Genomic DNA, 15,065 nt, shown 5'->3' on the forward strand with positions numbered 1-15,065 from the left:
TTGCTTTTCCTATCCCCATAAAGGATACTAAATCAATCATGTTTTATTTGGCGGCTGAATTGTGCGCTGATATAGCCGCACAAGCAGCATTTTCTACGAAAGATTTTTCATGTTTTCCCCAAGAGCACGGTCGATCGTTCGAGACAATCGGGATGGAGCGTCCCTTTTTTCATGACCCTTTGGAAGGAGCAGATAGCGCGCTTGTTTGCTTTGCACCGGAAGCAGATAGAGCGGATGATTTTCCGCCGCGTCCATGACCGGGACGCAGCTGCGGATATCATGCAGACCGTGTTCACCAAACTATTGGCGACCGAAGGGCGGCAAAACGAGGAAGAGAGTACGAAAATTCTCTTTGCTGCCGCGCGGAATGAATCGTACAACTACCGTCAGGGGATCAATCGCCGATCAAGCATCCTGTCCAGTCTGGTCGTCGAGCAGATTGCGCCCGTGCGGCCCTCTTCTCACGACGAGGTTGAAGGGGCGGAGGCGATGTTCGTGCTGGAAGAAGCGTTGGCCAAACTGCCGGGACGAACGCGCGAAATATTCATTCGCCGCTGCCTGCATGACGACAGCAATGCTGATATAGCGCGAGAGATGCGCATATCGGTACGGGCCGTCGAAAAGCACCTGGTCCGTGCCATGGAACATTGCCGGTCCGCGCTGGAGGACTACCTTGCTCCCTAATCATTCAGATCGCAGAAGGATATTGCGTGAAACGTGCGTGAAGAGGAACAACATCATCAAGTGGCACATGAAGAGATGAGCGCGCAATTCACTACCCTTACCAGCGCCGATCGGAGGGCGGCGTATGCGTGGCTGGCTCGACGCGACAAGAATTCGACGCCTGAATTTGAATTGTCCTTGCAGCGCTGGCTGGCAGAAAAACCGCAGCATCGAAGGGCCTATGACGAAGCGAGCCAACTTTGGCGACTCTTGCGTGAACCCGCAGCGCGTGTCGCAGAGCGTGATGACTGTCGTGAGAGATTGAAGCCGCAACGAACGATCCCGGCCTTTGCCGGGTGGGCGGTCGCCGCCTGCGCCGTACTGGTGGTCGGATTGTCGATATGGCTGAAGGATCCCGCTTTCGTGCAGGATTGGCGTGCCGATGTCACGACGAGGCGCGGCGAAAGTCTCTCCTATGCTTTGCCTGATGGTTCGACGGTGGTGCTCGGAGCGGATACGGCGTTGGCTCTCGATTTTTCCGAAAAAGGGCACCGGAACGTGGAAGTCCTGAGGGGGCAGGCATTCTTCCGGGTCAAACCCGGGCTGGAGGCCCGGTTCATCGTCAGCGCGGGAGAGAGCCAGGTCGAAGTGACGGGAACCACATTCGACATCGACAACCAGGGTGACGATGTCTCGGTTACCGTCGAGACCGGTTCCGTCAAGGTCGTCGGAGATCGGTCGGAGCATTTCGCTTCGTTGGGACCTTCTGAAAAGGTTGTCGTCGAAGGCGGAAAGGTCGGAGGCGTCAGCAAAGTGGATCTCAACCTCGAACTTGGCTGGATGAGGGGACAGGTCGTGTTCGACCGGCGACCCCTCAGCAGGATCATCGCGACGCTGCAAAGGTACATTCCAGCGACCATCGTGGTTCGCGGCAGCACCGGTGCCCAAATCGTCTCCGGAAGCTTTCCAACGGATAGTGCCGAGGAAACTCTGCGCGCCCTCGCAGCGACGGTGGGAACTCGGGCGCACAATGTAACTCCTTGGATTATTGTCATTTTCTAAGAATTTTTGTCTGTTGGGCTTCCAGGTAAAAAAACTTGATTGAAAAAGTTCGCTTTTGACGGGCTCGTTTGTTTTATCTCATGGGAGGGATGAATGCCTCCTACCGGTAACGGTGAAAATGAGATGGCAGGGGGCACTTCAATATGGCGTATTGCGTAAGCAGGAGACGAGGCGGAATTTATGCGGCCTCTCTGCTGTTGGCATCGACGGCGCTGGCGATACCGGCATTCGGGCAGACACGACCAGATTCCGGCTTCACGGAAGCCACCACCTACAGCTTCGACATTCAGCCGATGCCCCTGAAATCCGCGATGGCGCGAATTACCGCGATATCCGGCTGGCGCATTTTCTTTGCGGGCGAGGTTCCCTCCGACATCCGTACGCAGGCCGTCAGCGGCCGGCATTCCGTAGCCAATGCCCTGACGCAGGCTCTGGCGGGAACCGGATTGGAATATCGCGTAACAGGTCCGCGCTCGGCCAGTATCGTGATGCCGGGAGGAGTGGGGGATGCCGGCGTCAATGACGAAGATTCCACCGTCCTGAAACCGATCGTCATAAAAAGCGGCCGAAATTCTTCGTCAGGTTCCGGGTACCAGGGAACGCCTGATTGGGTCTACGAGACCCCCGGATCGGTCAGCGTGGTGTCACGCGAGGCGATCCAGAATGCACCCTCCCGCAACGCCCGGGATCTGCTCGACAATGTCGCCGGTGTCTATGCAAACCGTTCCGCTGGCCAGGATCCTGGCATCTCCGTCAACATCCGTGGCCTGCAGGACCAGAACCGCATTGTCACCATGATCGACGGCGCGCGCCAGAATTTTCAGATGGCGGGCCATGGGACGACCTCGCGCGTCTATGTGGACACGGCATTCGTCCGCACGATCGATATCGAAAAAATGGGTGGCTCCGGCGTCGGCGGCGCCGGCAATCTCGGCGGTTCGGTGGACTTTCGGACGATCGTCGCGGATGACCTGATCCAGGAGGGCAGGGATTGGGGTGTCGAACTGAACGGCACAACCGGCACCAATGAATTCAAGTATGATGGTTCCCTTGCCGCTGCGGTTCGGCTTTCCGATAGTTTCTCGATCCTAGGCGGCTATAGCGCCAAAAAGATCGGCGCTTACGAGATCGGTGAACACGGCGATCTTGAACTCAACCCGGAAACCACCTCCGACAACGTTCCGATCTTCACCGGTTCCGAAGTCCAATCCTCGATCCTCAAGGCGGAGGCTCAACTCACCGACGACCTTGATCTTACCGTTGGCTGGCTGCGCAACAATTCGAGTTTCAGCACCGGTGGTTACATCATTGCGGGCGATTTGGCGGGCGGCACGCAGGAATCCATCTCCGACGTGGTCAACAATACCGTTACGGCCAATCTGCATTGGGATCCGGACAGCGACCTGATCGACCTGAGGGCCAGATTTTATTACAATCATGTCGAGAACGATCAGGAATACGACCAGCTTCTGGTCAATACGCTGATCGAGACGCCCGCTCACTATCAACTTGCTACGCTGGGCGGAAGCATAGACAACACCAGTCTGTTCGATACGTCCCTGGGGGCGCTCACGCTCAACTACGGCGTGGAGGCATTTCATGACGACGGTAAGACCAGCATCGACGTCCACCATATCAATGGCGCGACCGGGCTCGATGACGCGGCCGGCCTGACAGGCCCCAACCCGACGGGCACTCGGGATGTTGTCAGCGTATTTTCCACCGCGAAGCTGGAGCCGACCGACTGGCTGAGCGTCACCGGTGGCCTCCGCTATGATTGGTATGAAATTCAGGGGACAGGCTCTTTCGTAGGGTTCAACACGAGAATCCATCCTGGCTCCGATTGCGCATTCGAACCGTACAAGAGCGGCTCATGGTGCACATCATTCCCCGGCATTCCTTTTCCGTGGACCGATTACACCAAATATGATGTCGATATCGACAAGTCCGACGGAGCTTTGTTGCCGTCGCTGACGGTCGCAGTGCAGCCGTGGGACGGCATCCAGCCCTTCGTGAAATATGCCAAGACGTTCCGCCCCCCGACATTGATGGAGCAGCTCTGGGGTGGTCAGCACTATATCGGCAGCGCGCCGACCGGCTTTGCGCCGAATGTCGACCTCACGGCCGAACGGGCCGACACGTTCGAAGTCGGCGTCAATGTCAGCCAGGACGGACTTGTCTCGGCAGACGACAAGGTTCGCCTGAAGGTGGTCGGCTTTCATCGAAGGGTCGACGACTACATCGCCTTTGGGACGATCTACCGGGACGAAAGCCAAAGAGCCTACACGTCCTTTGTCAATCTCGATGACGAGACCACGATGAAAGGCATCGAAGTCGAAGCCAATTATGACGTTGGATTTTTCTACGCCGGCGCCTCGCTGACTTACCTCAAGACCGACTATGCCGACACCTACACCTATCGAGGTATCCGAGGCTCTGATCCCAACACCGGGAATATCCTGCACCCCGGGGATAAGTTGAGTTCCGATACGCTGTTCGTGCCGCCCGACATGCGGGTCACCTTTGATGCGGGTGTTCGCCTGTTCGATGAACGGCTGACGCTTGGCGGTCGCGCCACCCATTCCTCCGGTGGCAAGAGCGGAGATACATCCGCCTACAAAGTCGAGGACTACACCGTCTACGATATTTACGGTTCCTGGGCCTTCAGTGAGAACGCCAAGCTGCGTTTCGCGGTCAATAACGTTGCCGATCTCGCTTACGTGCCATCGCTCGGCACCGGCGACCTGCCGGCGCCCGGCAGGACGGTCACGGCTTCATTGAACTTCAGGTTCTGACGGCTTCCTCCGGCTTCGGCCGCAGGATCGAGATCCGCTGGAAAGCGGATGACAAGAGGAAGTAAACCCTAAAAGGAGTGATAAAATGTCAGTCAGGATTGAACAGCAGGATGGCTACAGTAACGATCTGCTTGCGTATTTTGCCACATGGGCTGCCAACGACAGCTATCGGGGTCATGGGTACTTCAATTCTTCGACCCAGCCCTACGATCAATGGGGTGCTGGCGACAAATATGCCGACGCAGCCTCAGCCGAGGGGAGCACGGAATCCGGAGTGATCCTCAGCGGGGAAGACTTCACCTATACCCAGGGGAACTTCGCCGGTAACATTCAGGCTCTGACGTTCGGAACGGGCATCTATGATGCCAGTGCGACGTCCTTCGGTCTCGACCAGGTGGGCCTGGTGCTCGACCTCACCAATGCGAGCCTGACCACCGCATTCACGTACAGCATCTACATCCTGTCAAACTACGGCAGCTTTGCAGATCAGAACGTCTTCGGGACCGTGCGGCCCGGCTTGTTCTCCTATCTTGCCGAGCAGGGCACCGAGCAGATCGGTACCGGCAGCGCGGATGTACAATACAGCTTTGCCGGCGATGACGCGTTCACCGGCAACGGCGGTGCGGACACCTTCGCCTTCCTCTCCACGACGATCGGCGAGGATGTCATCACCGACTTCGCAAACGGCACGGATCATATCCGGTTCAGCACATCAGTCTTTGCGAACTACACGGCGGTTTCCTCGGCGGCCGCGCAGGTCGGGAGTGACGTGGTGATCACCCATAGCGCCGGAGACACGGTGACGATCGAAAACTTCACCCTGGCTCAGCTGGATTCCAGCGACTTCTTCTTCGTCTAAGATCGATCGATGTTTGGCTCTCCCAAACAGGCTCCGTCGCAGCGTAATGCTGCGGCGGTTGCCTTTCCCTTAAAACGCAGCGTGGCGGGAATTGCGCTCGTCAGCGGCGTCGTGAACCTGCTCGCGTTGACCTCGCCGCTCTTCATGCTGCAGGTCTACGATCGCGTATTGGCAAGCGGCAGCGTGCCTACGCTGATCGGGCTTGCCGTTCTGGCATCGTCGCTTTATGCGTTCTCCGCCCTCCTGGACATCGTTCGCGGGCGCGTGCTGCTGCGGATCGGCGAGCGTTTCGACGGTCAGTTCTCCGGAAGAGTGCATGAGGGCGTCATCCGTCTGCCACTCGTGACACCCATGCAGGGAGATGGGCTGCAGCCGCTGCGCGACCTCGACAATGTCAGGGGTTTCCTCTCCGGCAATGGCCCTACCGCTTTCTTCGACTTGCCCTGGATGCCTTTCTATCTCGGCATCTGCTTTCTGTTTCATGTTTGGATCGGCATTACGGCCCTGGCTGGTGCGATCATCCTGGTGTCGCTCACTCTTTTGACCAATACGTTGTCGCAAAGGGCTATCCGCGACACGATCGCGCACAACATGGCTCGCAACGGATTGTTGGAGGCCAGCCGGCGCAACGCCGAAGTGGTGCAGGCCATGGGCCTTGGGCGCCGGCTCGAGCAACGATGGCACAAGGCGAACGACGATTATCTTGCCGCCAATCGCCGCACTGGTGATGTCGCGGGCGGCCTCGGAAGCATATCAAAGTCGCTCCGGATGCTGCTGCAATCCGCCATCCTCGCCGTGGGTGCCTATCTGGTCATCACGCAGCAGGCGACGGGCGGCATCATGATCGCAAGCTCGATCATGATGGGAAGGGCCCTTGCCCCCGTCGACCTGGCAATAAGCTCCTGGAAGCCGTTTCTAATGGCTCGCCAGAGCTGGTCCCGGCTGCAAGAGCTGCTTTCGAAAGTCACGGCAGGCCCATCCGTGATGAGCCTGCCGCGGCCAGAGAAAGAACTACGGGTCGAGAACGTCACCATAGTGCCGCCCGGCGAGCAGAAGCCGACCGTTATCGGAATATCATTCGCCGTCCCCGCCGGAAGCGCGTTGGGAGTGATCGGCCCGTCCGGCTCCGGCAAGTCGACGCTTTCGCGTATTCTGGTCGGCGCATGGTCGCCGGCTGGGGGTAAAGTGCGCATCGATGGTGCAAGTCTCGACCAGTGGAATGGTGAACTGCTCGGTCGCCATATCGGCTATCTGCCGCAGGGTGTCGAACTTTTCGACGGTACGATCGCGGAAAACATCTCTCGCTTCGATGAAAATCCTGACGCTGAAGCAATTGTCGCGGCAGCGAAGGCCGCGGGCGCCCACGAACTCATCCTGCGTTTCGAGAAAGGTTACGAAACGCGGATCGGAGAGGCAGGGTCGGCGCTTTCTGCCGGCCAGCGCCAGCGCATCGGTCTCGCCCGCGCTCTTTACGGCGATCCGTTCCTTGTTGTGCTGGACGAGCCGAACGCCAATCTCGACGCCGAGGGCGAAGCCGCCGTCGTCAAGGCAATCGCGTCCATCCGCGAACGCAAGGGCCTGGCGGTCGTCGTCGCGCATCGTCCGAGCGCCATTGGCGTCGTGGATCTGGTGCTGATGATGGAAGGCGGACGGCAGAAAGCCTTCGGTCCGCGTGACGAAATTCTTTCCAAAGTCCTGAAGGCCGCGGCTTCCTCCCAACTTCCGGCAGGAAGGGGGTTTCCCGCGACAGCCTCCAACATCGCGCCGCTGCGCGTGATCGCCAACCCCGCCCCGGCGAACGATGCCGAAGGCGATAAGGGAACGGAGGGTCCTGATGTCCAGCATTGAGCGGCACCGTGAAGTCACGGCCTCCATCCGCCGTCATCTGATAGCGGCCTTGCTTGCGAGTGTGGCCCTCATCGGTGGGGCGGGGGCCTGGGCGGCGGTGACGAATCTTTCCGGCGCCGTCGTCGCGTCGGGGCATTTCGTTGTCGATTCCTACGTGAAGAAGGTGCAGCACCCCACAGGCGGTGTGGTGGGCGAAATCCTCGTCCATGAGGGCGATGAGGTGAAGGCCGGCGATATCGTGATGCGGCTCGATGCCACCCAAACCCGTGCCAATCTTGCGATTGTCACAAAGCGGCTGGATGAACTCGCCGCCCGGCTGGCGCGCCTCGAGGCTGAACGCGACGACCAGGAAGAGATCACCTTTCCGGAGTGGCTGCTCGTCCGGCAGGACAATCGCGAGGTGGCCTCGGCGATTCACAGCGAACGGCGGCTCTTCGAATTCCGCAAGGAATCGCGCAGGAGCAGGAAAGCGCAGCTTCTGGAACGCATTGCTCAATATGAGCACGAAATCGAGGGTTTGAAGGCGCAGGAGATCGCCTATGCAAGCGGCCTCGATGTTCTGGAATCCGAAATCGCCTCCCAGGAGGTTCTGCATAAACAAGGCATCGTCTCCGTTCAGCGCCTGAACGGCCTGAAGACGCAGGCGGCCACCTATGGCGGCGAGCGGGGAGAGAAGATCGCCTATCAGGCGCAGAGCGCCGGGCGCATCACCGAAACTCGGCTGCAAATTCTGCAGATCGATCAGGATCTCAAGACGGAAGTCGGCCAGGAACTTAGGGAGGTCCAGGCACAGCTGGGCGAATATGTCGAGCGCAAGATCGCGGCTGAAGACGAACTGCGGCGCATCGATATCGTCGCACCGCAGGCCGGGATCATCCACCAGCTCGCCGTGCACACGGTGGGTGGCGTCGTCACCCCTGCCGATCCGATCATGCTGGTCGTTCCTCAAGGCGACGAGCTGGCTTTGGAAGTGCAGATCGCACCCAAGGACATCGACCAGATCCAGCTTGGCCACAAGGCCGTACTGCGAATGTCGGCCTTCAATCTCCGCACGACGCCGGAGCTCGATGGTTACGTAGGGCGGATCGCAGCCGATCTCACTACCGATGAGCGGACCGGACAATCCTACTATCTCGCGCGCCTCTCTGTCTCCCATGAGGAACTGGCGAAGCTCAAGGGTTTGACGCTCATGCCCGGAATGCCGGCGGAAGCGATGATCCAGACCGGTGAGCGCACTGCGCTCTCCTTTCTCGTGAAACCGCTTTCCGACCAGGTCAGCCGGGCGTTTCGAGAAGAATAACAGTGATTTAGTGAGGCCGCATGATGCGGTTCTGCAGGTAGAAGTTGAGGGATGAAATGACAGGTAGGGTGAAAGAGGCGGTGGGGCCGACCGTATCACGAGGGAAGCACCCGAGGGGTTGCCTGACGCAAACCAAACGGCGCTTGCGATGCAGCGCGGTATTTCTGGTATCTGTCCTTGCTGCGGCCGCCCCGGGGCGTGCGGCAACTTGGAACGGGGGCGCAGGGACCGGCGATTGGTATACGGCCGGGAACTGGATCAACAGTGTCACCCCGAGTGACCAAGCTTCCGTCTATATCGCCAACAGCGGCAATGTGGTGATCAACGGCGGAAACGCCCTGGCCAGGTTGCTTGATCTCGGCACGAACCCAATGCTTGCCGGGGTGACCGACTATAACGGTACGCTTACGGTTACCGGCGGGGCGACGCTGGCCACCGGTGCCGCTACCGTCGCCGGTACGGCGGGCTCGGTCGGCACGATGACGGTGACAAACGGCGCGACATGGTCTCTCATCAGCCCCAGCACCAACACGGCGTCATCCATCAGCGTTGGTGCTTACGGAACGGGTTCGTTGACCATTTCCAATGGCGCAAAGGTGAAAGATGGCGTCAACGTGAATGTTGGCCATCAACAAGGCTCGCAAGGCACGTTGACCGTTACCGGAAGCGGTTCGTCGCTGTCGCTCACCACCACATTGTCGGTGGGGACATATGGTACCGGTACCACGGTTATTTCCGATGGAGCAAGTGTCAGCTCGGGCGTTTTCGTCTACATCGGCAACAATGCCGCGACAACCGGTACAAATCCCCGGCCCGCCAGCAACGGCACGCTTTATGTGACAGGAGCCGGCTCTTCTTTGAGTACGGCCACACTGCGTATCGGCAACAATGGCATGGGCACCTTGACGATCGCCGGCGGGGCGAACGTGGCGGCGAGCGGGTTGACGACGATCGCCAATGGCGCAACGAGCATCGGCACGTTGAACATCGGAGCGGCAGCCGGCGCGGCGGCGGCAGCAGCCGGCACGATCAGTTCGACGAGCGGCATCAAATTCGGATCGGGTACCGGTACTCTCGTCTTCAACCACACGGGCGCGAACTATACATTCGCCACGGCTTTGACCAGCGGCACGGGTGCGGCGACGATCAGCCATCTTGCCGGCGTCACGCTCCTGACGGGCGATAGTTCAAGCTTTGCAGGGACGACGAGAACCACCGGCGGCACTCTGTTGGTCAATGGGGCGCTTGGCGGCATTTTCAATGTTTCCGATGCGGGTATTCTCGGCGGCACCGGGACGGTCGGCACGGCGGGTTCGGTGACAACAATCGGTGCGGGCGGCCGGCTGGCGCCCGGATTGGCCGAGGCCACCGGCACGCTGAGCGTCGCGGGCAATGTCGTCTTCGAAAGCGGCTCGATCTACGCCGTGCATGTGGCGTCCGACCATAGCGGCGACCTCCTGAACGTCGCGGGCACGGTGACGATCAATAGCGGCTCGCAGTTGCAGGTGACGGCGCTTGGCGGTCAGGGCGACTATGTCAGTTATTCCGGTGCGGGCCACACATATACGATCATCACATCGGCGGGTGGCCTCACGGGTAATTTTGCGCCGGTGCAGGATTCCGCCTTTCTGACCTATACAACGACGTCCGACGGCAACAATGCGTATGTCAGGGTTGCTCTGAAGGGAGAGACGCCGACAGAAGCCCCCACGGAAGCACCGACAGAAGCTCCCACCGAGGCTCCAACGGAAGCGCCAACCGAGGTTCCCACGGAGGCGCCAACCGAAGCTCCCACAGAGGCGCCGACAGAAGTTCCCACAGAGCCCCCCACGGAAGCACCGACGGAAGCTCCCACCGAGGCTCCAACTGAGCCCCCTACAGAAGCACCGACGGAAGCGCCCGGCATCTTCGAACCGGTAGCCGCCAACCCGAACCAGGCCGCCGTTGCGTCGGCGCTGGATTCACTCGATCAGGGCAGCGCCTTATGGTGGGCCGTTGCCAATGTGCCGACCGAGGAGGCTGCCCGCGCAGCCTTCCAGCAGCTCTCCGGCGAGGCGCATGCTTCGACACAGAGCGCGCTGGTTCAGGGAACGATGGCGGTCAGCACGGCGATCAACAACCGCATCCGCGCCGTATCCGAAGGCGTGGCCGCGCCGCCCGTTCCGGTGCTCGGTTATGCGGAAGAGAAGAAGCCCGTAAAGGACGACCGCTTCGCCGCCTATGAGAAGGGATCCGCCGAACGCTTCGATCCCGAACGTTTCGCGATCTGGGGCAGCGGCTTCGGCTCCTGGGGCAAGATCGATGGAGAGAACGGCGGCTTTGACACTGACATCTCCACCGGCGGCTTCCTGATCGGCGCCGACGGTTTCCTCACCGATTCGTGGCGAGCAGGTGCCTTTGCCGGCTACAGTCGTTCCTCCTTCGATACGGCCACTTCAGACGGAAACAGCGACAACTATCATCTCGGCGCCTATGCCGGAACGCAGTTCGGAGCGCTCTCCTTCCGCTCCGGCCTGAGCTACACTTGGCACAAGATCGACACGCAGCGTACCATCTCCTTTCTAGGCGAGACGCTTTCCGGCGACTATGATGCCAGCAGCCTGAACGTCTTCGGTGAACTCGGCTACCGTATCGACGTCGGCCAATCCGCCTTCGAGCCCTTCGTCAACCTTGCCCATGCGCATCTGAAGACGGATGGCTTCACCGAGACCGGTGGCATAGCCGCCCTGACCGTGGATGGGCAGTCCGTGGACACGACCTTCACGACGATTGGCCTGCGCGCTTCGACCAATTTCGATCTTGGCGGCATTGCCGCGGTGGCGCGGGGAACGCTTGGCTGGAGACACGCATTCGGCGACACCGACATGCTCTCGACCGCCCGCTTCTCTAGCGGCGACAGCTTCACCACGTCCGGTACGCCGATCGACAAGAATACCGCCCTGATCGAAGCGGGAATCGACTTTGCCGTCACCCCGCAATCGACCCTCGGCGTCACCTACACCGGTCAGGTCGGCTCGAACGCCTATGAGCACGGCGTCAATGCCAAGCTCAGGGTAAAATTCTGATGAGTCCCATATGCCGGCGAGAGGGCCTGCGCCGGCAACTGTTTGCCAACGCGGCTGTCGATGGATACCCGCATTTTCGGCCCAGACGAAGACAGGATTTCGGCCATGAAGAAACGCATCATCGCAATAATCGCCCTCTCGTTTTTGGTGGCCGTCAATATGGAGAAATTCATGGCGCACGCACAAACGCAAACCCCGACCAGCGCGCAAGTCCTGGCGCAGACCAGCTCATCTACGCTTCCGAACGGCGCTTCTTCGCTCAATGAAAGCTATCAGGATTGGGTCGTGCTTTGCTCGGCAAGCGACAAGGGCCGGCTTTGCGTCATGACGCAGCAGCAGCGCAGGCAGGATACCGATCAATTGGTTCTGGCGATGGAGTTGAGCTCCATTTCCGCGAATGAAATCAAGGGCACATTGGTCTTGCCCTTCGGGCTGCGCCTAGCCGACGGTGTGACCTTGCAGATCGACGATGGCGCCGTATCGAAGCCGCTTGCCTTCACCACCTGCCTGCCAGCAGGCTGTATCGTGCCGTTGTCGTTGGACGCGGCCATGGTCAAAGCCCTGCGCGCCGGGACGGTATTGAGGCTGGTCACCAAAGCTCATGACACCGGCCAGAACGTCGGTCTCAGCGTCTCGCTGAAGGGTTTTGCCGCAGCACAGGACCGGGCGGTGACGCTGGCGAAGGCATAGAAAGTCGATTTCCCGCCATGCAATCCGGCATCGTCAATCAGCAGAGGATATTCGTCAGCATCGCCAGCTTCTGCGATCCGATGCTGACGTTCACCATCCGTAGCGCCTTGGAGATGGCGCGACATCCGCAGCGGCTCTCCTTCGGCATTGTAGACCAGAACGTCACTTCGGTTGAAAGCGAGCTTCCCACAGGGGAATGGCGCAATGCCTACCTTCATATCGATCCGCATCACTCCCGCGGGGCTTGCTGGGCCCGCGCAATGGCGATGACGCTTTATGCCGGTGAGGGTTATTTCTTTCAGATCGACTCCCATACGCTCTTCGATCCCGACTGGGACGTTACGCTGATCGAGGCGCTGGAGACCGTTTCGGCTGCGAACGGCAACGACAAGGTCATCCTGTCCACTCGTCCGTTCGCGTTCGAGATCGACGGCGATGGGACGATCAGCAGAAAGCGCTTCACCGTCTCGACGCTGAAGCTGGTGCCGAAGGACCCGGTCCTGAAGCTTTCGGATCCGGTGATGAAGTTCGCCGCCTACAATTCGAAGGAAGACCGGGACCTGCCCGGCTTTCAGATCTCCGCCGCTTTCCTGTTCACGCGCGGACGCTTTGTCGAGGAGGTCCCCTACGATCCTTATCTCTACTTCCATGGCGAGGAACAGGACATCTCGATCCGCGCCTTCAGTCGCGGATGGGACATCTGGCATCCGAACAAGGTTCCTCTCTATCACCTCTACAAGACCCGTGCGGATGGAGAGGCGCCACTCCACTGGGACCCCCGATTTGAGGAAAGGCGTCGGGAAAAGTGGCTCGACCTGCGTACCCGCGCCCATCGTCGTCTCGCGGATCTTATCTCAGGCAGGCTGACCGGCGTTTATGGCATCGGAGCGGTGAAGTCGATCGTCGATTATCTGCGGTTGAGCGGCCTGCAACTGGAGGATTGAGACGGCATGAAACGCCTGCACGTCTTAAAATCGGAACAAGATCGGATAACGGACATGATGATTGCATGTGCTGGCACCAACAGTGCCTCCTCGTGCACGATGCGCGAGATCTGTCCCGATCCATAGAGACTGCTGCCGGGCAGACGACGGGCGTCTGGCTCCCCTGACAGCGAAAAGGAGGGAATGCCAATGACCGAACGCATTGTCACGCCACCAGCTTCATTGCTTTCGAGCACGGCCACAGGGTTGCCTGTTCTGAAAGCGGAAAACAACGCCTCGACGGGGACAACCATCTCCGTCTGGACAATCGCTTTCATGGGCAGAAAGGAGGTGCCTGTCATGCAGTTCAGGCACGTTGAGCCCATGAAGGTGCTGTCGAACCTGCTCATCGAACTCGGTTGGCTGACGAACGGCCACCTGGTCGGAAGGCTTCTTCTTCCAAACGGCCTGCGTCCCGCCGATGGCGTGAGGCTGAGGATCGATGAAATGCCGTTAGGCGGGAAACTTTCCTTCGAGTCCGTTAATCGTCATGGGAGTGTAGTTAGCCTGAATTGGGACGCCGCAAGCGTCCTGGCCCTTCGCGAGGGGCAAATGCTGGGCATCCATGCGATTGTCGCTTCGAGCCGGAAGCCGATCAGCTACAAGATTCCGCTTGCAGGCTTCGGCTTCATCGCCGAAAGGTTGAAGGAGCTTATCAACCAACGCAACAGTTAATCTCGGCGAAACGAACTGCCGGGCCGCGCCCGGCGCAGATCGACAGTTCCTTTGAATCGGCTTGAATCGGGAAACCGGAATACCTCTTTTCATGACGAGAGGACTGGGAACGGAAAGCCGATAGTTTTTGCTCCGCTGCCGGATATCCTTTAGCAAAGGCTATATCGATTGCGGAGCATAGCGAGTGTTTCGTGGTGACAGTTGATGAAACTCTTTCGAAAGGGCTCGTGCGCACGGAAACGAGGGCGCTTCGCAACGCCCTGCGGCAGCATACGGGAGATGTGCTGAGGACCTTTTTCGAAGGAGTGGAACCACGTTTCCGCCAACGCAGCCGCCTCACCCTCGGTGAGATGCAAAAGCTTGCGGCGGATCTCGGCGAGCAATCATCCGCCGCTTTCAGTCCATTGTATTCCGCAATTGAAGTAGTCGGACCGACGGCCGGCCGGCCGCAATCCGGTTCCTATGAGATCCTCCAATATTGGATCAATCCCGTCGAGGTTGAGGGAACCACCAATCGACTCATGAAGATTGCAGTCTTTTCAGCCTGGGGTGATCGCAAACAAATCAGCCTGCGCGCCCAGGACACGTTGATGAGCTTCTACGAGCACGCCGCGCATCGCCTCCTCCAGAGAGGCGGCAATCAGCAGACTGCGGTGCGCGCCATCGGTAAAAGGCTTGTGGATACATTGATCCTGCCCACGCTTGCCTTGCACGAGAGGCCTGCAAGTCTGGCAGACGCCGAGATGCATATTCCCTTCGAGAACGGTCTGCTGGTCGGAACGTTTGTCGAGAGGCCTCAGGGTGCGATCGTAGGAGATTATGCCAGGATCACCAAGCAAGGCCGCCGAGGCTGGCGGCTCTCCGTTCCGGCTCGCGCGGATTTCGTCGTCAAGACTTACCTCGGACCCGAGGAAATGAACGATCGTCGACAGTGGATAGCCTATGAAGTCGATGCCTGGCTGGCTTCGCATTCGAAAGAAGCCGAGATCATCAAACGGTATATTTGTCAGAATACCAATACTCTCTGGAAGAACGGCCACATGACCGAAGAGCGGTTCGGTGAGCTCCATGGCGGTTTCTGGCGCATGCACGCCCGTGTTTTCGAAAACAGGGTTTGATCGCCGG

11 protein-coding genes are annotated in these 15,065 nt (G+C 59.4%); all 11 read left to right on the forward strand.

Annotation, left to right across the window (positions count from 1 at the left end; all coding sequences use genetic code 11):
* The first annotated feature begins 171 nt into the window (after positions 1-171).
* The 11 genes from DMO26_RS00115 to DMO26_RS00165 all read left to right on the forward strand — a co-directional run bounded on the left by DMO26_RS00115 (position 172) and on the right by DMO26_RS00165 (position 15,058).
* Positions 172-684, forward strand: coding sequence for an RNA polymerase sigma factor (locus DMO26_RS00115; protein WP_117189983.1), 513 nt, complete (start codon positions 172-174; stop codon positions 682-684).
* 33 nt (positions 685-717) lie between these two features.
* On the forward strand, positions 718-1,725 hold the full coding sequence (locus tag DMO26_RS00120; RefSeq protein WP_162894636.1) for a FecR family protein: 1,008 nt from the start codon (positions 718-720) through the stop codon (positions 1,723-1,725).
* Between the two features lie 197 nt (positions 1,726-1,922).
* The gene (locus DMO26_RS00125; RefSeq protein WP_226951137.1) at positions 1,923-4,520 is read left to right on the forward strand and encodes a TonB-dependent receptor; all 2,598 of its coding nucleotides are present in this window, start codon (positions 1,923-1,925) and stop codon (positions 4,518-4,520) included.
* Positions 4,521-4,605: 85 nt separating this feature from the next.
* Positions 4,606-5,379 carry a hypothetical protein gene (locus DMO26_RS00130; RefSeq protein ID WP_117189985.1) on the forward strand — a complete coding sequence of 258 codons (774 nt, stop codon included), beginning with the start codon at positions 4,606-4,608 and terminating at the stop codon, positions 5,377-5,379.
* 9 nt (positions 5,380-5,388) lie between these two features.
* Positions 5,389-7,227: a type I secretion system permease/ATPase gene (locus tag DMO26_RS00135; RefSeq protein ID WP_117189986.1), complete on the forward strand. Its 1,839-nt coding sequence runs from the start codon at positions 5,389-5,391 to the stop codon at positions 7,225-7,227.
* Positions 7,214-8,527: an HlyD family type I secretion periplasmic adaptor subunit gene (locus DMO26_RS00140; protein WP_117189987.1), complete on the forward strand. Its 1,314-nt coding sequence runs from the start codon at positions 7,214-7,216 to the stop codon at positions 8,525-8,527. The genes DMO26_RS00135 and DMO26_RS00140 overlap by 14 nt, the downstream gene beginning before the upstream one ends.
* 317 nt (positions 8,528-8,844) lie before the next feature.
* Complete coding sequence (locus DMO26_RS00145) at positions 8,845-11,592, forward strand: autotransporter family protein (protein WP_162894637.1); 2,748 nt, start codon at positions 8,845-8,847, stop codon at positions 11,590-11,592.
* A gap of 105 nt (positions 11,593-11,697) precedes the next feature.
* Positions 11,698-12,282: an invasion associated locus B family protein gene (locus DMO26_RS00150; protein ID WP_162894638.1), complete on the forward strand. Its 585-nt coding sequence runs from the start codon at positions 11,698-11,700 to the stop codon at positions 12,280-12,282.
* Between the two features lie 17 nt (positions 12,283-12,299).
* Positions 12,300-13,226 (forward strand): GlcNAc-transferase family protein, encoded by a 927-nt coding sequence (locus DMO26_RS00155; protein WP_117189990.1) that lies wholly within the window; start codon positions 12,300-12,302, stop codon positions 13,224-13,226.
* A 189-nt stretch (positions 13,227-13,415) separates the two neighbouring features.
* Positions 13,416-13,940, forward strand: a complete 525-nt coding sequence (locus tag DMO26_RS00160) for an invasion associated locus B family protein (RefSeq protein WP_162894639.1) — start codon at positions 13,416-13,418, stop codon at positions 13,938-13,940.
* A gap of 191 nt (positions 13,941-14,131) precedes the next feature.
* A complete protein-coding gene (locus DMO26_RS00165) occupies positions 14,132-15,058 on the forward strand; it encodes a hypothetical protein (RefSeq protein ID WP_162894640.1) in 927 nt (308 codons plus the stop codon).
* The last annotated feature ends 7 nt before the right edge of the window (positions 15,059-15,065 follow it).

It is taken from the genome of Rhizobium terrae (genome assembly GCF_003425685.1).
Classification (GTDB): domain Bacteria; phylum Pseudomonadota; class Alphaproteobacteria; order Rhizobiales; family Rhizobiaceae; genus Neorhizobium; species Neorhizobium terrae.

Excerpts from the sequence above, each read along its gene's own strand:
- DMO26_RS00135 (WP_117189986.1), top strand. The coding sequence starts at position 5,389 with ATGTTTGGCTCTCCCAAACAGGCTCCGTCGCAGCGTAATGCTGCGGCG.
- DMO26_RS00160 (WP_162894639.1), top strand. The coding sequence starts at position 13,416 with ATGACCGAACGCATTGTCACGCCACCAGCTTCATTGCTTTCGAGCACG.
- DMO26_RS00150 (WP_162894638.1), top strand. The coding sequence starts at position 11,698 with ATGAAGAAACGCATCATCGCAATAATCGCCCTCTCGTTTTTGGTGGCC.
- DMO26_RS00130 (WP_117189985.1), top strand. The coding sequence starts at position 4,606 with ATGTCAGTCAGGATTGAACAGCAGGATGGCTACAGTAACGATCTGCTT.
- DMO26_RS00155 (WP_117189990.1), top strand. The coding sequence starts at position 12,300 with ATGCAATCCGGCATCGTCAATCAGCAGAGGATATTCGTCAGCATCGCC.
- DMO26_RS00115 (WP_117189983.1), top strand. The coding sequence starts at position 172 with ATGACCCTTTGGAAGGAGCAGATAGCGCGCTTGTTTGCTTTGCACCGG.
- DMO26_RS00140 (WP_117189987.1), top strand. The coding sequence starts at position 7,214 with ATGTCCAGCATTGAGCGGCACCGTGAAGTCACGGCCTCCATCCGCCGT.